The organism is Psychrobacter sp. SWN149, from assembly GCF_015864565.1.
In the GTDB taxonomy this organism is placed as follows: domain Bacteria; phylum Pseudomonadota; class Gammaproteobacteria; order Pseudomonadales; family Moraxellaceae; genus Psychrobacter.
In genome coordinates this window covers 240,719-258,290 of record NZ_JADYWX010000003.1, presented here as the reverse complement: position 1 = coordinate 258,290, position 17,572 = coordinate 240,719, and the positions used below count along the sequence as shown (strand labels likewise).

The window sequence follows — 17,572 nt, the reverse complement described above, 5'->3', positions numbered from 1 at the left end:
GCAAATATGAATGATAAACCCATTATTGTACCGGTTCAGGTGCTGTGCCTTTATTAGCCACTTCTTTTTCTTCAGCTTTGGCTTCTTTTTTAGACCCGAGCTTTTCGTCACGAATCTTATCTTCGATTTCTTGAGCAATAGCAGGGTTCTCTTTTAAGAACAGCACTGAATTGGCTTTACCTTGACCGATTTTTTCGTCGCCATAGCTGTACCAAGAGCCTGCTTTGCCAACGGCTCCAATCTCAACGCCTAAGTCGATAACTTCGGCTAAATGGTTAGTACCTTCACCATAAGTAATTTCGAACTCAGCTTGGCGGAAAGGTGGTGCCATTTTATTTTTGATGACTTTAACACGGGTTTGGTTACCGATGATTTCATCACCGTTTTTGACCGCACCGATACGGCGAATATCCATACGTACCGAGGCATAGAACTTCAGCGCATTACCACCAGTGGTGGTTTCAGGACTACCGAACATAACACCGATTTTCATACGGATTTGGTTAATAAACACCACCATACAGTTAGAGCGTTTGGCATTACCTGTGATTTTACGCAATGCTTGGCTCATCAGACGTGCTTGTAGACCCATATGAGAGTCACCCATCTCACCCTCAATCTCAGCACGCGGTGTCAAAGCAGCGACTGAGTCAATGACGATCATATCGATAGCACCTGAGCGTACCAACATATCGGTGATTTCTAGCGCTTGTTCACCGTTGTCAGGCTGTGAGAGTAGTAGCTCATCAGTATTTACACCCAGTTTGCGTGCATAGACTGGATCAAGTGCATGCTCAGCATCGATAAAAGCACAGGTACCGCCTTGCTTTTGGCATTCTGCAATGGCTTGCAGAGTCATCGTCGTCTTACCTGAGCTCTCTGGGCCATAAATTTCAACGATACGGCCCTTTGGTAGACCGCCAATACCAAGCGCAATGTCCAACCCAAGAGAGCCTGTAGAGACCACATCGACATCCATAATGGCCGAGTCATCGCCTAGATGCATGATGGTATTTTTACCAAACTGCTTTTCGATTTGGCCTAGTGCCGCTTTGAGGGCTTTGGCTTTGTTGTCGTCCATATTGGATTCCTTGATTATGATGATTAAATTGATGCTACAAGTACAATATTTATAACGTTGGAGTTTTTGGCAAACGCATATTGACTGTTATTAAGCAGATAATTCTTGTTTGACTATTTTATTTAAAAATAGGTTGTCACATAAAGGGTATCGGTAGTAGTATCGAAGATATCGCTTTACTATACAGTAAAATTAAATAGCGAGAGCAGTAAAAATAAGTTCGTTATTAGCTATAGTGATAGGTTTCTCAGGTCATATTATGGGTGCTAGTTATTTAGCACGGCTTATTAAGATGGCTGATTTGATAGAGTAATTATAACAAAATCTAAGTGTTAAATTAGGGTCATAAACACACTAAGCGACACTAGATGTCGTATGATATAAAGCTGAAATTTACAAAGATGGCGACTAATGTGGATATGATTTAAGACCTGATAATGACTACGTTTGTCAATAGATTCAGGAGTTGTCCACAACAAATAATGTGTTTAATTTTATGGTTTGTGAAACATTATCGATACCCAAATTATTTTAAAAAATATTTAAAATAATTTCTTATGGTTATGTATTTAAGGTAAGTAATTGATTTTGAAGGTTTTTTAAATTGTACAAAAAATGAACGATTTTACCTTAACCTTTAAGTTACCTAGTCATATAGTTGTCAAGTGCTGACTTATACACAGGGTTATCCACAGCTTATGGGGAGAACTCTGCAAGCCCTTATAGTACCTATGTTTGCGCGGACAAGCGATATACTAGAAGCCTCTCATACTGTGTGTTTAATACTGATAAAGACAATATTTAATCAATAAATGCGGCTATGAGAGCGATGTTTCACATAATGATAATTTAGACTATTCCACGTATTACCATACTATAGACCTTTAAAGTCAGGGGTATGACCACAGAATGGTGATTAAAATCTCGTTAAGCATATTAATAGGTGCAATAGCAAGACTATATATAGATATAAAAAATAAGCACAAAAAAGCGGCTATATCAGATAGCCGCTTTATCAAAATTATCGAGAGTTAAAGAGTCTCTATCAGTCTTTAATATAGATTAAGTCCCAAACGCCATGACCACGGTCGAGACCACGACGCTCAAACTTAGTCATTGGACGAAAGTCAGGACGGTCAGTGAAATTGCCAGCGCCCGCTTTGTTGGTCAATCCAGCAAAACTATCTAATACGTCAACCATCCAAAATGCATAATGCTCCCAGTCAGTCGCCGCATGGAACCAACCGCCTTGTTTTAGACTACGCGTCAAGATAGTCATACGCTCAGGACTGACAAAGCGACGTTTGTAGTGACGTTTTTTCTGCCATGGATCAGGGAAATAAAGCTGAATACGGTCAATATGGTTTTCTGGCAATTGTTTGAGCAATTGAATGGCATCACCATTGATGATTTTGACATTGCTTAATTCTTGTGTACCCGCCATATAAGCGCATTTGCCAATACCAGGTTCATGCACTTCGACCCCGACAAAGTTACGGCTAGGCTCAGCGGCTGCCATCTCAATAAATGAAACGCCTAAGCCAAAACCAATCTCTAAAGTAAGTGGGGCCTCAGAGCCGTTAGGGCTATCAGCGAACAGTACGCGCAGATCGTCAATACCACTAAGGTCGCCATCACCGAAACTATTATTGACCAGATACTCAGAGAACTCTGGCGCAGTCAGTGCCAGCTCAGCGTTTTTGTTCATGTGTGTACGGCGCTTCATAAACGTATTGACGATGCGAATGTGCTTGTCAGAGTTAGGCTCTATCTCTTGGCTCTCGCTGGTGTCCGTATCGATAGGCTCATTAGCGCTATTGAGAGTGTGCTCATCAGTAGTGTTAGTACTATTGATGCTGTCATTGATATCAGTAGGTTGACTCATAGGATTCGTAAGGCTTAATTAGGTGAGTGATGTTTGCTTATTATAAGTTAAATCCATACAACTGTGAATGTACAATCCGCTTTTAGCGTGTTTGCTGGTTAGTGTGATGGTTTCTGTATACTACACATGAGTTTTGGCGTTATCATATAACGATATAGTCAATCCTCTATAAATGAGTGACAGTTTTAACCTCACTTGACGTATCACATATGCGTCTGTGCTCGGTTGCCTTGACCCTCTTTTAAACTGAATTAACTATAGTTTATAGATACTTTTTTAAGAATCAGTAGAGCGTATTGCCATGCTATTTATTGAGACGGACTCACCGCCACCTTTTTATCAAGAATCATTAACGCCTGCCAAGCGTCAGCAGCTGGATGAATGGTTCATCGGTAATCGTACCCAACGTTATTATCTTAAACGCTTTGAGCAGTTTGATCGGCAGGGATACCTATCACCGAAATGGCACTGGGCAGCATTTTTTATCACTTTTCCTTGGTTGTTATACCGCAAGCGCTATATGGATGCCATTGTCTATAGTGTCGCAGGGTGGTCATTCATCCAGCTAAATATCGCGCTGGTGCTCGTAGCTTTTGAGTTTGTCGCGATGTCCTATGTGCCAGATGCTTATCAGATGGCCACCCGTATCGGCATCGCTGCTATGATTTGGCTATTTTGGTCTGCTATGGTGGCACGCTGGACGGATGCGTATTATTATCGAATGGCGCGACGTGAGATCGCTGATGCTATCAATGACCATCCGCGAGACGAGGCAAAACAGAAGTCGCATCTGCAAAGAGAGGGCGGCGTCAGCTTATTTGGATTGGCATTAGGGTTTGGACTCTTTGCTTTTTCGCTATTGGTCATCAAGGTGCAGTTTTTACCTATCATTGCCAAGCCAAAAGAAAATGCAGTACTGTTCGATACTTATGATATTGCCAAAAACGCACAAAACCGAGTGGTACTCATCTATCAGCAGACAGGGCAGTGCCCAGTAAATCTACCCCTTAGTACCGAACAGCAGCAACTACGTATGTATGTCGATACCCAAGCTGCTGGGGTGGTCAACACCGACTGTGCGGTGGTGGCAACGATTCAAAATGTGACGTTCCCCATACGTTATCTAAACGATCAGACGCTTGTTTTTTATCACATTCCAGACAGTGATGACTGGCGCTGTACAAGCTCGCTGAACAAGAAACAAGCGCCCCCAAACTGTATCGCTGACTGAGGGCTGTAGCTACTTATTTTTTGCTAGGGCGTGTCCTCAGTTAAAGGACTATCGTTTGAATTGAGGACATGCCCTAATGTTTAGCATCTTTTGCGGTGCTATCAGGCTCATCCACTGGTGTTGCCTGACTCTTTAATGCCTCATAAAAATCGGTCAAATCCATTTTACGTGCCTTACCAATATCCTCGTCAAACAAGCTTTCAAGCTCTGCCATCGCGGACTGTGCGGACTCAATCATACTGGCTTCGTCATCATAAATAGCTTGCTGACGCTCGATCAAATCATCATCATAATCACGGAAAGTTTGCACCGTTTCGCGTGCTTTTTCAGGAGAGATACCGAGCAGTTGTAGCGACTCACGTGACATATCTAAAGAGGACAAATACGTCTCACGCCAAATATGACGGACCCCAACTTCGCGCAGACGATAGTAATGTTGACGATCCCGTGCTCTTGCCAATACAATCAACTCAGGATAGTTTTTACGTAAGTACTGAGCAGTAGTGATGGAGCGCTCTAAATCATCGATGGCGAGAATAAACACCCGTGCCTTCTGAATGCCTGCCGCTCGTAAAATCTCAGGGTTTTTCGGATCGCCATAATAGACTTGGTTACCAAATTTACGTACAAAATCTACTCGGTTTGCAGAGCGTTCGATGGCGGTAAATTCGATATTATGCATGCGCAGTACACGGCCGATAATCTGACCGACACGGCCAAAGCCCGCGATAATCACCTGATGCTCGTGGTCGGGAATTGTATCGTATTCTCGGCTCGGTTTGCTCTTAGCAAATAACGGCTCACCCACTTTTTCTAGCAACAAGAATGCTAGTGGTGTCAGTGCCATCGAGATGGTAACGACTAAGTTAAGGGTATTGGCAAGCTCAGGACGTAAGACATTTTGGGCAGTGGCGACACTGAATAGGACAAAGGCAAACTCACCACCTTGGGCTAAGGTTACGCCCAATCTGATACTGGTCGGCCAGCGATTGCCTGATACTTTTGCGATACCTGCAATCACTGCAAACTTGATAAACATCAAGGCGAGGGCGCAGCCAATAATAAAGATGGGCTCTGCCAAAATGAGTTTGACGTCAGTGAGCATACCGACCGACATAAAGAATAGACCTAATAGTAAGCCTTTAAATGGCTCGATACTGGCTTCTAACTCGTGGCGATACTCGGAATCTGCTAACAATACACCTGTTAAGAATGCGCCTAATGCCATCGATAGACCGATTTGCCCCATCAAGATAGATACACCCATCACGATAAATAGCGCCACGGCGGTCAGCAACTCTGACGCACCACTTGAAGCCACAAACTTAAAGAACGGCCTAACCACGTAGCGACTGGCAAAAATAAGTCCAGCAAAAACGGCAAATACTTTACCAAAATAAATCAAATCGTAGCTTTGTTCACGCACCCCTGACAAGAACGGAATGACGGCCAGTAAAGGAATAACGGCAATATCTTGAAATAACAGGATAGTAAATGCTTCTCGACCATGCGTGCTTGAAAGCTGCTGTTTTTCGGTCAGTATCTGTAGCACAAACGCAGTAGAGGAGAGCGCCAAACCAAAACCCACGATAAAAGCGGTATCTAGTTGTAAGGAGAAAAACTGATGCAACAGCCACATGAGCAGCGTACCAGTCAGACCAACTTGCAAACCGCCCAATACAAATATAGAGCGGCGCAGCGCCCAAAGCCGTGAAGGTTGCAGTTCAAGCCCGATAATGAACAGCAGCATGACCACGCCAAACTCTGAAAAATGCAATAGGCTCTCTGCGTCGCCTGCCACATCCAATCCACTTGGACCCAATATGAGGCCGGTGATGAGATAGCCCAAGACGGTTGCAATACCAAAGCGTTTGCCAAGGGGGACGAAGAGCAGCGCTGCTCCCAAAAAGATAGTGGCTTGCAACATGAGATTTGGTGAGCCAGCGGCAGCAGCAAACATTTGGGCTCCTTAAAAATTGAAATAAAGTAAACAATATAAAATAGAGAGTACTAAAAACAGTAGGTCTGAAAAATATCGTGCTAATAGTTATTATTTTTTGCGATAAATTTTCCAAACACCATTGTCCGCAAGTGGGTTGTTATAGGCGTCATTACGACGTTTACGCGGTGTCTGCCTGCTATCGACAATCTTAAAGTCAGGCAGCGCATGTACGATGAGTCCAGTACGATAGAAACGTACGCGCTCAGGCTCTAACATCTCACCCTTAGTATCACGACAAAAAACGTAAGCACGCAAATCGATAAACTCACGATGAGCCACCAAACGCGCCTCATCATCGTTATCGAGTACCGCTGTCATGCGCGCAATCTCGTCATCAGTATAGTGGCCACACTTATCAGTCAATGCACCTACTGAGCCAAAGCTTTTGGATTCTTTGGCGTGCGTTTTTGTCAGATGCAAACGCTGAACATGATAGATAAACTGTGGTATCTCTAGGCTGGCTGGCAGTGGTAGATACTCAGGTGGCAGATTGGCCGCTGGGTAAAAGGTGTTTGCACGCTCAAGCAGGCTATTCCACTGCTGCTGATAGGTCTGCACTTCAGCCAGATTGCCCTCATAGATTGGCATATCGCGAACCTGCCGTAGGATATCAGGCGGGAATTGCTCATTACGAAAATTGGCAATGTCTTCTTGCAAGGTTGATAGCAACGCTTTGGCATATTTTTTGCCAGCTGTCGACGTAGGGTCATCGTTACCATCAATATGGCTGGGGGCAACAAAGGGAGCTGAGCGTCTAGACATAGTAGGAATTCATTAAGTAAACGTTAATAAGTTATTTAAATATACAGCAATTATCGTGACAATATGCCAGTCGCGCTGACTTTTTCGATATTTTAACATGCTAGAACAGCGTTCGTGTTTAGGGCGTGTTTGATAATTGACAAATAGGCACTGCAATATCTGCTTAATGTGAGTGCCCCATATGGCCACCTGCTGTTTTTGTTGGGCGCTCTGATATGTCACAAACTAAAGTATCGCTATGAAGGTTGTTTTGTGGATGCGATGAGCTTTCAACTTGGATGGTGGCATGATGAATGCCTAATTTTAATAGGCTTTTTTCAAGATTGGTAATCAGAATACTTGACTCATGAATACTCATTTCACCATCCACTACCACGTGACAAGAGAGGGCATTGAGTCCGCTAGTAATACTCCAGACATGGAGGTCATGTACTTTTTGTACTTGAGAGTCTTCGAGTAATTTTTGCTCCACATCGACTAGCGATAGATTGGCAGGCGTGCCTTCCATCAATATATGCACAGAATCACGTACGACACGGTAGCCGCTAACTAAAATAAGCACGGCAACGATGACAGAGGCTGATGCATCTGCCCATACCCAACCAAACCCTATCATCAGTAAAGCTGCGATAATGGCAGCAACAGAACCTAATAAGTCACTCAATACATGCAAGTAAGCACTTTGCATATTGAGATTGACAGGCTCTTTATTCTTGACAGATTTGGCATCATCCGTACCATCACTGTGCTCGTGTGACTCTCCGTCTTTGCTGCCTCGGTGCATAAGCCATGCGACCAAGATATTAACCAACATGCCGACAGTGGCAACGATTAGCATACCTTGGGTCGCAATGTCTGGCGGCGCGTTGAAGCGTTTGATCGCTTCATAAAAAATCATCAGAGCGATAATGACAAGTGTCGCACCATTGAGCATAGCGACCAGTATCTCAAAACGCTTGTAGCCAAAGGTTTTCTGATGGGTGGCGGCTTTTTCGCCAATTTTAAATGCAATGAGAGTTGCGCCAAGCGCTATCGCATCGCTGAGCATATGTCCTGCATCTGACAGCAGTGCCAAGCTTCCTGTTAGCCAGCCACCAATCGCCTCGATGAACATATAACCTGTGATGATGACGAAGCTAAATAGTAAGGTGCGTTGATACCCTCTGGTATCTTGCGCTGCTATCGTCTGCTCTAAATGCTCATCGTGATTGTCGTGGTTGTCTTGAGCATTAGGGGTGTAATGATGCTCAGTATTATCTTTTAGATGTTCAGGCATAGCAGTGCCCTTATTCTGATGAGTATGAGAATGCGCTTTGGCGTTTGAGTTTTTTCGATTCATAACGACACTCAAGTCTGCTGATTGATGTGCTGATTAACCAATACTCAAAAAAGTGTAGGGGATTTATCATGTAATATTTGGCTACAGCTATAAATTTAACATAGCCAAGTATCATACGCTGTAACGACGAAGTAAATATGCAGGTGATATCGGCTATTTGATGTATGTATTCGATTTATATATCAGAGCTACCAACCGATAGGATCGATGTCCAAGGTCAGTTTGAGATACTTAGCACTTGGTAAGGCCAAAACGGGTTGCCACCATTGACTCAATACATGGTGCAGCTGCCGCCGGTCTTTGGCTAAGAGCAATAGCTGGGCATGATAGCGGCTGTTCTTCTTGCTCATTGGTGCATCAATAGGACCGAGGACAGCGAGATTATGGGCATTTGGCAAATGAGCAATGGCATCTTTGAGTGCTTGCGTGGTGGCTGCTAATGTTTTGCCTTCACAGCGTATGAGTGCCGCATGGCTATGAGGCGGTAAACCCATCATTTTGCGCTCTTGCAACAGCTCGCGAGCAAATGACAAATAACCGTCTTTGACCAGTTTTAACAGCAGCTCGTTATCAGGCTGCAGGGTCTGGATTAAGACGCGCCCAGCTTTGTCACCGCGTCCTGCACGGCCTGCTACCTGAATCATGAGCTGCGCGGTATGCTCTGGTGAGCGAAAGTCTGCTGATAAAAATCCGCGATCGGCATTGGGCAGGCAAACCAACGTAACATTGGGAAAATGATGACCTTTAGCGACCATTTGTGTGCCGACCAATATGGCAGGATTGCCTCGGTTAATTTGCTGATAGATATTCTCCCAGCTGTGTTTACGCCTTGTGGTATCACGGTCGATTTGAATAATCGGGTAGAGCTCTTTGCTGGTTTGGGGATTGGCAAAGATGGCATGCAGGTTTTCGCTGAGCCTTGTGGTTCCCATGCCCTTAGCATCTAAGTTTTGACTGCCGCAGTCAGAGCAAACGGTAGGAATGTAGGCTTGCCAATCGCAGTGATGGCATTTCAAATAAGAGTTGGCTGAATAGTTGCTGTGCTGAGATCCGCTGTTGTAGTGGACGGTCAGATGAGCGTCGCAGCGCGGGCAATCTGCCTGCCAGCCGCACGCTTCGCACAATAAGACAGGCGCATAGCCACGACGATTCAAAAATATTAATACCTGATCGCCTGCTTCTAGCGTTTGCTTAATTGCCCCAATCAAGGCGTCTGTCAGTCCTGTATCGTAGCGCGCACCATCATCTTGTGCTTGCTGGTGAGTGCTTTGCAAGCGCGCATCGATCAGTTGCATGGGCGCAGGCTTGGCATTGCCGGGGCGAGTCAGCAGTTGACACTCTACCAGCTTGCCATCATCGACCAGTTTTAAGTGTTCTAAAGAGGGCGTTGCCGTACCCAGCACGACTGGGATTTTGTACTGTAGGCCACGATAAAGTGCGACATCAGCGGCATGGTAACGCAGTGTGTCTTGCTGCTTATACGAGCCATCATGGGCTTCATCCACGACGATGAGTCCCAGATTAGCAAAGGGATATAGCACCGCTGAGCGCGTACCAATAACGATTTGAGCATGTCCCGTACGGCAGTCCTGCCAACCTTGCAAGCGATGGGTGTTGGTCATCCCAGAATGTAATAAGACAATATGGGCGGCGAAGCGACTAGCGAACCGTGCACGCGTTTGCGGTGTCAGCCCAATCTCTGGTACCAAAATCAGCACCTGTTTGCCAGCTTCTAGTACCGCTTGCATCGCCTGCAGATAGACCTCAGTTTTGCCACTGCCAGTGATGCCATTTAGCAGAAAGCCAGTATAATTATCGGATTCATGTGCAGCAATAATCGCGTCGACAGCAAGCTTTTGCTCATCATTGAGATCAAGTGGCATTTTTGCCAGTTTAACGGGAGCAGGTGCTTGTTTGTGTTCGATATAGCGCTCGATAAGACCTTTGTCTTCGAGCGTCTTTAGGAAGGTTCGCTGCATACCTTCTAGTAGCAGGACATCTTCACTCGCGCCATGCTGACCATGTAGTTTTAGCATATCGAACTGCTGCTTTTGCTTTTTTGCGTTGGCACGAAAATCATCATCAGTGATATGAGGCAAAATGCGCCAATGCGTAATCAGCAAGTCTAATGGTTTGCCTTGACGAACAAGGCTCGGCAGAATAACGGATAAGACATCACCAAGCGGATAGTGATAGTAACGCGCCAGCCAATAGGCAAGCTTTAGCATGCTAGGCTCTAGTATAGGCTCAGCATCTAGACAGGTATTAATGGGTTTTATTTTATTGATGGGTACGCTGCTGTCTTTTTGATCGACATGAGCGATTACGATGCCAATCAATGTCTGACGACCAAATGAAACCTCAACACGGCTACCAATCTGTGGTAGTGAGGCATTTGGCAAACCCTTCATATTGGCCGGTAGGCTATAGTCAAATACTCGATAAAGGGGAACAGGCAGGGCAACTTGTACCAACATAAACGGCTTCACAGGTTTATTAGAGTAATCTTGTTTTAAAATAAAAGGGTAGAGAGCAATAAGCTTAGCATGATGCTAAGCTTATGATGGATCGACTTATAGAATAGTACTGACTATCGGTCTTATTCAATATATAGGATAGACTCGATTTCGACCACACCGCCTTTAGGGAGAGCAGCTACTTGTACAGCAGCGCGGGCAGGGTATGGCTCGCTCAAATTGGCAACGAATACTTCGTTTAATACCGCAAAATCACTTAAGTCAGTCAAAGACACATTGAACTTAACCACGTCATTTAGACTGCCACCAGCGGCTTCACAGATTGCTTTGATGTTTTCAAATACTTGCTCAGCTTGTGCTTTAAATCCTTCTCTCAATTCCATGGTCTCAGGATCAAAACCTAGCTGACCTGAAATATAAACAGTATTACCGACTTTAACGGCTTGAGAGTAAGTACCGACTGCTGCAGGTGCTTTATCCGTTTGGATGGTTTGACGAGTCATATGATGTCCTTTTGGTATTTTATTGGTTGGTTTGCTACTGAAAGATAGCAATGATAGGTATCAGTACTGCCGAGAATATCAATATCTCGACAGTATGTATTTTGGTCTGACGAAGTAAGTACCTTGTAGTTAATCTCGCTAGACAGACAATATTATAATTGATATAGCCGTATGATGTTAGGGAACCCTAACAATGAACGTAGTTCACGAATACCTTGCGCCAAATGATTGCGGCTACGGACAATGATATGCAGAATGGTATCCGTGCTGCGTACATCGACGGTTTCTACCCCCATATTCAACTGGCGTAAATGATAGATAACCTCACTGATTTGCTCGTCGCTAAGCGCGATAGACAGCTTAAGATAAGCTGGAAAGCGAATTTTACCACTGTTTTTTATATCGAGCTCACTGATATCACCTTGCTTCACAGCATTGTCGCTACGCCAGCGGAGTTGGATAACTTGATAAGGGTTGTCTTTACGAATGTCATCTAGCGAGAAGCATTTGTGTCGATGGACGACCAGACCATGGCGTGATAAATGTCCAACGATCGGATCACCATAAATCGGATGACAGCAATTGGCAAAATCAAGCTCAACCCCAGAGGCATTGGCAATCAACTGCTGCGGCTGTGTCATGTCATCGCTATATACTTTTGCATTTAGATCACTGACTTCATCATTAAATAATCGCGTGACGACCAGTTGCGGCAAGAGTGTGCCCGAGCTTATCTGTTCAAACAACGCGTCTTTTTCAGTCAATCCGCGCCATTCGGTCAGGTCTTTCCAATCGCTGTCTGTTAAGACATCGAGACTTTTTTGATAGGTTTTGAGTGCCCGATCCAATGCTTGACGTCCATGATGCTGTTTGTCAGCAGCAGATAGGTCTTTGAACCAACGCAAAATCTCTTCCCGCGCTTTATTGGTGACCACAAACCCTAACCATTCCGCTTTTGGTTCCGAATGGCTATTGACCTCAATCTCGACCGTTTGGCCATTTTGGACTACTGTACCGAGCTTTGCAGGCTTGTCATCGATATTGGCACCGACGGCGACGTTGCCAATCATAGGCCCAACGGCATAAGCGAAGTCTAACGCTGTGGCACCTTGTGGTAGCTCATAAGCGCGACCTTTTGGGCTATAACAAATAATTTTGCTAGAGTGCAGATAGTCCATCAGCTCATTGATAGTAGAAACTGCTGCCGAAAAATCAGGGTTATTCTGATTTAAATTGTCTTCATCGACCAAGTCTTTCATATTACGTAGCGATGCTTGGATAACGGATTGACTGACATCGGAGGCATGTTCTGCACCAATGACACCCAGTCTCGCAGCACTCTGCATTTGCTTGGTCAAGATAGTCACTTTGACAACATCATTGTCACGCTCATAAATCAGCGTCAGTGATTGATTGCCACCTGGCAGTGGCCTGCGGATATTATCCGCGATGTGCGTATCAGCAATTTGATACTTTTTAATCAGGTAATACGCAAGCTTGTCACACGACTCGATATTATCAAGGACAATCTCAAACGCATAATGGCGCAGTAAGGTGTTTATTTCACCGCGGTTTCGAAAAAACTGGCGATAGATAACAACCTGATTGTCTAGGACTTTGACCAGTCCATTGAGATCCAAATTATTAAGGACAATGCTCAAATAACGATGAATAGACTCTCTTTGAAAGTTGCGCCCAAGTCCATGCTGTAGCAACTTATCAGATAGCTTGCTATACATCTCAGAATCAAGGTTGCGGTAGCAAAGCACTTCGATATAATCAGCGATATCGTTCAGACCCATGAGACGGGCAAAGGGCACATAAAAGTCCAAGGTCTCCTGAGCAGTGGTACGCTGTTTTTCAGGACGTACCGCATCAAGCGTCGACATATTATGCAGGCGATCAGCCAGTTTGATAATCAAGACACGCGGATCAGCCAGTGTGGCGGTCAGAATCTTATGAAAAGTAGCGGCTTTGTTTTGCTGTTTATTGTGTGCCGAAGATTTTAATTTGGTCACACCATCGACCAGTCTTGCGACGATTTTGCCATAGCGCTGCTCGATTTGCTCGTCACTGACATCAGTGTCTTCGACCGTGTCATGCAAAATGGCAGCGATAATAGTGTTTCGATCCAAGCGAAAGCCAGCCAGTATCTCAGCAACTGCAATCGGATGCGTGATATAAGGTTCCCCTGACTTACGCTTGTCTTTGATATGCGCAATATCGCCGAACTCACAGGCATCAACAATATCACGGCGTTCAGCAGCAGTCAGATAGCCCACCGAGCGTAGCAGATTATATTGAGCATCATCGACAAGGTGATGACTGAGTTTGGGTAAGGTTTGACTCATAAAGTGATGATCCTGTTTCCACTACCTACTTAGCTTAATCATTTATCAACGTAAATGATGACGGACTGCTGGCCTACCAGACAAAACCTAAAAACAAATAGGCTATTCTCTAATTAATCGCAAATTGTTGTCAATGTCAACTGATAAGCGAGCGTGCGCTATAAAAATATAAAAATTCTAACACAATGGGCTATATTGTACGGCAAGCGGTTGCCGTAATAGCCAATGCAATACAGACACAACCAAAAAACCACAGCTTATGCTGTGGTCTCTATGGTCGATCAAGGCTTGTGTCCATTTTATAGAGCTATTGTTCACTCTATAGCCTGCACAAAATTTACCTTATCAAAACAGCTTTTTAGAAGCTGTGATCGCCTGACAATGCTAAATCTAATGAGCTGGTCGCAAAATTATGCTCTGGCTGATTTAGAATGTCGCGTGTGATTTTGCCAGCGGCAATTTCACGTAGTGCTAATACGGTAGGCTTGTCGTTATCAACATCAACCAACGGCTCAGCAATGCCTTTTGCCAATTGACGCGCGCGCTTGCTTGCGACCAAAATTAGCTCAAAGCGATTATCAACATTATCCAAACAATCTTCAATCGTCACTCGTGCCATAAATAGCTACCTCGGTTGTTTTTATTAGTGATGGACTTTGCCCGCCACTCAATAAAAATAATATCAAAAATATAAAGGGGGATAGCTAAATATTATAGCATTTTTTGCTAACTCGCGTAGTTGCTTTTTATATCTACTTATCAGATAAGCGACATTGTCCAGTTTACTCCTCTACTTGATCATTTAGCAAGTTACTAATCGTGCGACGATAACGCTGCTGCTGGCGAGCGAGTGTCTGTCTATCTGCCACGATAATCGCCTTTAGCTCAGTCAGCGCCACTTCAAAGTTGTCATTGATAATTACAAAGTCAGCATGCACATACTGTGACATCTCATTCACTGACCCTGCTAGACGCTGCTCGATCACTTCTAAGCTGTCTTGTGCACGAGTCGATAAGCGCTGACGTAAGGTGGCGAGGCTAGGCGGCAAGATAAAAACCATCGTCGCTTCAGTAAATATTTTTTTCACTTGCAACGCGCCTTGCCAATCAATCTCTAAGATGACATCAACGCCTGCCTCTAGCTGCGTACGCACGCTTTGCTCTGACGTCCCATAATAGTTGCCAAATACTTCTGCATGTTCTAGGAACTTGTTTTCGTCGATGGCTTTAGTGAAGCTATCCACGTCGGTGAAATGATAATGATGACCATCGAGCTCGCCAGGGCGCGGAGTGCGTGTGGTATGAGACACACTGACCGTCAAGTCGTTGGTGGTAGCAAGCAGTTGCTTAACCAGTGAGGTTTTGCCCGTACCTGAGGCGGCAGTGATAATAAATAATGAACCTGTCATACAGTCTGTCCTAGTAAGATATGTGCTAGTAAAGTATGTCCGAATAAAACACCAAAAGATGTGGTCTTGGTTGTCTAAAACTGGAAAAAAGAAAAAATGCCATCATGTATGGCGATAGAAATCATAATTGATGCCTCATTATAAACTGCTATGTACGTTGAAGCAGGTTTTGTACGACAATTTAGCGTATTTTTATTGATGCTTTCAAATGAATGTCTCTGAAATGAGGCCACGTGCTCGTAGCAAAATTATTAAAGATTGTGCTGAGCATGTCGCTATTTTCAAGGGCAATAAAAGCAAATTATGCTAAAGTAGCAGAATGAATTCATCTCAATATTTGAATTGACGCTTTTAAAATAAGCGTTAACTATAAATTATCCAATGATAGGCCTTCTTATGCAAATTTATCTTGCCAATCCACGCGGTTTTTGTGCTGGTGTAGACCGCGCGATTGCGATTGTTAACGAAGCATTGACACGTTTTGAGCCACCTATTTATGTCCGTCACGAAGTCGTACATAACAAGTTTGTGGTGTCAGACTTGGCCAATCGCGGTGCGGTATTTGTCGAGGAGTTGCATGAAGTACCTGATGGTTCTATTGTTATCTTCTCCGCGCATGGCGTCTCAAAAGCCGTCGAAGATGAGGCTGAGCGTCGTGATTTGACCGTGTTTGATGCTACGTGTCCTTTGGTGACCAAAGTACATATCGAAGTGGCTAAGTTTGCACAAGATGGCATGGATGCGGTGTTAATCGGACATGCAGGACATCCAGAAGTAGAAGGCACCATGGGGCGCTTTAATCGTCGCCATGGTGGGCAGATTCATCTGGTCGAAGATGAGAGTGATGTGGCCGCATTGAGTGTGCAAGATGCTGAGCGTTTGGCGTTTGTGACTCAAACTACTTTATCGATGGATGACACCGCTCGTGTGATCGATGCGCTACGTGAAAAGTTCCCTAGTATCCAAGGCCCACGCAAAGACGACATTTGCTATGCCACCCAAAACCGCCAAGATGCGGTCAAAGATTTGGCCAGTCGCTGTGAGGTTGTGCTAGTCGTTGGCTCACCAAATTCATCAAACTCTAACCGCTTGCGTGAGCTAGCAGAGCGCATGGACTGCCGTGCCTACTTAATTGACAATGCCGGTGAGATGAACAGCAGTTGGTTTGAGGGTGTGCAGAGTATTGGGGTGACGGCGGGCGCGTCAGCCCCCGAAGTGCTTATCCAAGAAGTATTGCAACAGCTGCAAGACTGGGGTGGGGATTTGCCAAGTGAGCTGTCAGGTATTGAGGAAAACGTGACATTTAGCCTACCAAAAGCCCTGCGAATTCCAGTGACCCAAGTGGGCAAATAACACCTATTTATATGAGCAGGTTAGGATGAAAAAGCAAAACAGTAAATTTGTATTGGCAAGTGCCACGCTCGCTGAGGTTAATACACAGCTAAAGCTCAATATGTTTGCGACGGTGGCCGTGGTATTTGTACTGATTATGAATATCATGAAGTTTATGGCGGACAAAACGGCTTTGTATGCCGTACTGACCATGGTCATGATTGTGTTATTATTTTTTATCAGAAAGACTCGTGCCATTCTCATGCTAAGAAAACACGAGCTGACTCAATAAATAAACCGTACAACATATAGGACAGTCATGACCGCTTATTACAAGTTTATCAAACGCGAACAGCCATCAGAGGGCGTCAGTGTGGCGCACTACCAGCCAACCTTTCATGCACAGGGTGCTTGGAATGAGCATGAGCAGCACATGGCACCAGCTACCGGTTTGCTGACTGCTGAGCTAAGTGGTTTTGCCCCGCAAGCCAATATGCGTATTGCACGAGTGAGTTTGGATATCTTGGGGCTCATACCGCTTGGTGATTTTACGATTACCACGCGCTGTATTCGTCCAGGCAAAACCATTGAGCTTATTGAGTCAGTCATGAGTAGCCGTGGCCGTGATGCGATTATTGCGAGAGCGTGGCGTCTGATGACCCAAGACACGAGTGAGATTGCAGGTCTTGAAGACCAAACCGCACAGCACAAGCCTGAAGACTTGCCTGTCTGGGATGATATGAAAGGCTGGCCAGGCGGTTTTATCAAAAGCGTGCGTCTGGTGGCTGAACCCGATCGTCGCCCTGGCCGCGGTATGGTATGGATTACCAATGATGTCGACATGATAGAAGGCGTACCAACAGATGACGTCGTGCATCTACTGGGAATGGTGGATACTGCCAATGGTGTCGTACCAAGATTGGGTCTGGGATTATCCAAACTAGAGTGGATGTTCCCTAATACGGACTTGCAGATTCACATGCACCGCGCGCCAAAAGGTCGTTGGCTGGGTCTTGAAGCAGTACAGCAATACGGTGATGATGGCATAGGGCTGACCAGTGCGGTATTGCACGATGTGTATGGGCCTTTTGGACGTAGTGAGCAAATCCTCACCATTCGTCCGATGCCGCGCTAACCATTAATTGCAATAACCAATAAGTATTTAGGTGTTGCACGAACCAGAGTTAACCATATTGTTTT

The 17,572-nt window shown here is 44.8% G+C and carries 14 protein-coding genes; 4 read left to right on the top strand and 10 right to left on the bottom strand.

Annotation, left to right across the window (positions count from 1 at the left end; genetic code table 11):
* Positions 1-22 precede the first annotated feature (22 nt).
* Positions 23-1,081, bottom strand: coding sequence for a recombinase RecA (gene recA / locus I6E86_RS06560; protein ID WP_194364715.1), 1,059 nt, complete (start codon positions 1,079-1,081; stop codon positions 23-25).
* A 1,045-nt stretch (positions 1,082-2,126) separates the two neighbouring features.
* Complete coding sequence (trmB, locus tag I6E86_RS06555; RefSeq protein WP_197176324.1) at positions 2,127-2,966, bottom strand: tRNA (guanosine(46)-N7)-methyltransferase TrmB; 840 nt, start codon at positions 2,964-2,966, stop codon at positions 2,127-2,129.
* Positions 2,967-3,267: 301 nt separating this feature from the next.
* Here trmB and I6E86_RS06550 point away from each other — a divergent pair, with 301 nt between their 5' ends.
* On the top strand, positions 3,268-4,197 hold the full coding sequence (locus I6E86_RS06550) for a DUF2628 domain-containing protein (RefSeq protein ID WP_197176322.1): 930 nt from the start codon (positions 3,268-3,270) through the stop codon (positions 4,195-4,197).
* A 73-nt stretch (positions 4,198-4,270) separates the two neighbouring features.
* On the opposite strand, the gene I6E86_RS06545 is transcribed toward I6E86_RS06550, so the two are convergent.
* The 8 genes from I6E86_RS06545 to gmk all read right to left on the bottom strand — a co-directional run bounded on the left by I6E86_RS06545 (position 4,271) and on the right by gmk (position 15,040).
* Positions 4,271-6,157: a monovalent cation:proton antiporter-2 (CPA2) family protein gene (locus tag I6E86_RS06545; RefSeq protein WP_197176320.1), complete on the bottom strand. Its 1,887-nt coding sequence runs from the start codon at positions 6,155-6,157 to the stop codon at positions 4,271-4,273.
* A 90-nt stretch (positions 6,158-6,247) separates the two neighbouring features.
* Complete coding sequence (locus I6E86_RS06540) at positions 6,248-6,961, bottom strand: hypothetical protein (protein ID WP_197176316.1); 714 nt, start codon at positions 6,959-6,961, stop codon at positions 6,248-6,250.
* Between the two features lie 163 nt (positions 6,962-7,124).
* Positions 7,125-8,300 carry a cation diffusion facilitator family transporter gene (locus tag I6E86_RS06535; RefSeq protein WP_227680572.1) on the bottom strand — a complete coding sequence of 392 codons (1,176 nt, stop codon included), beginning with the start codon at positions 8,298-8,300 and terminating at the stop codon, positions 7,125-7,127.
* Between the two features lie 188 nt (positions 8,301-8,488).
* Positions 8,489-10,777 carry a primosomal protein N' gene (locus tag I6E86_RS06530; protein ID WP_197176315.1) on the bottom strand — a complete coding sequence of 763 codons (2,289 nt, stop codon included), beginning with the start codon at positions 10,775-10,777 and terminating at the stop codon, positions 8,489-8,491.
* A 122-nt stretch (positions 10,778-10,899) separates the two neighbouring features.
* Complete coding sequence (locus I6E86_RS06525) at positions 10,900-11,280, bottom strand: RidA family protein (protein WP_010201437.1); 381 nt, start codon at positions 11,278-11,280, stop codon at positions 10,900-10,902.
* Between the two features lie 152 nt (positions 11,281-11,432).
* A complete protein-coding gene (locus I6E86_RS06520) occupies positions 11,433-13,631 on the bottom strand; it encodes a RelA/SpoT family protein (protein WP_197176313.1) in 2,199 nt (732 codons plus the stop codon).
* Positions 13,632-13,989: 358 nt separating this feature from the next.
* Positions 13,990-14,250 (bottom strand): DNA-directed RNA polymerase subunit omega, encoded by a 261-nt coding sequence (gene rpoZ / locus I6E86_RS06515; protein ID WP_057761396.1) that lies wholly within the window; start codon positions 14,248-14,250, stop codon positions 13,990-13,992.
* A 163-nt stretch (positions 14,251-14,413) separates the two neighbouring features.
* Positions 14,414-15,040 carry a guanylate kinase gene (gene gmk, locus I6E86_RS06510; protein ID WP_197176311.1) on the bottom strand — a complete coding sequence of 209 codons (627 nt, stop codon included), beginning with the start codon at positions 15,038-15,040 and terminating at the stop codon, positions 14,414-14,416.
* Positions 15,041-15,436: 396 nt separating this feature from the next.
* On the opposite strand from gmk, the gene ispH reads away from it, so the two are divergent.
* From ispH to I6E86_RS06495, 3 genes are read left to right on the top strand one after another with little or no spacing between them, the layout of a single operon-like run.
* The gene (gene ispH, locus I6E86_RS06505) at positions 15,437-16,393 is read left to right on the top strand and encodes a 4-hydroxy-3-methylbut-2-enyl diphosphate reductase (protein ID WP_197176309.1); all 957 of its coding nucleotides are present in this window, start codon (positions 15,437-15,439) and stop codon (positions 16,391-16,393) included.
* A 25-nt stretch (positions 16,394-16,418) separates the two neighbouring features.
* Complete coding sequence (locus tag I6E86_RS06500; protein WP_194364732.1) at positions 16,419-16,664, top strand: hypothetical protein; 246 nt, start codon at positions 16,419-16,421, stop codon at positions 16,662-16,664.
* A 27-nt stretch (positions 16,665-16,691) separates the two neighbouring features.
* On the top strand, positions 16,692-17,507 hold the full coding sequence (locus I6E86_RS06495; protein ID WP_197176307.1) for a thioesterase family protein: 816 nt from the start codon (positions 16,692-16,694) through the stop codon (positions 17,505-17,507).
* Positions 17,508-17,572: the final 65 nt, after the last annotated feature.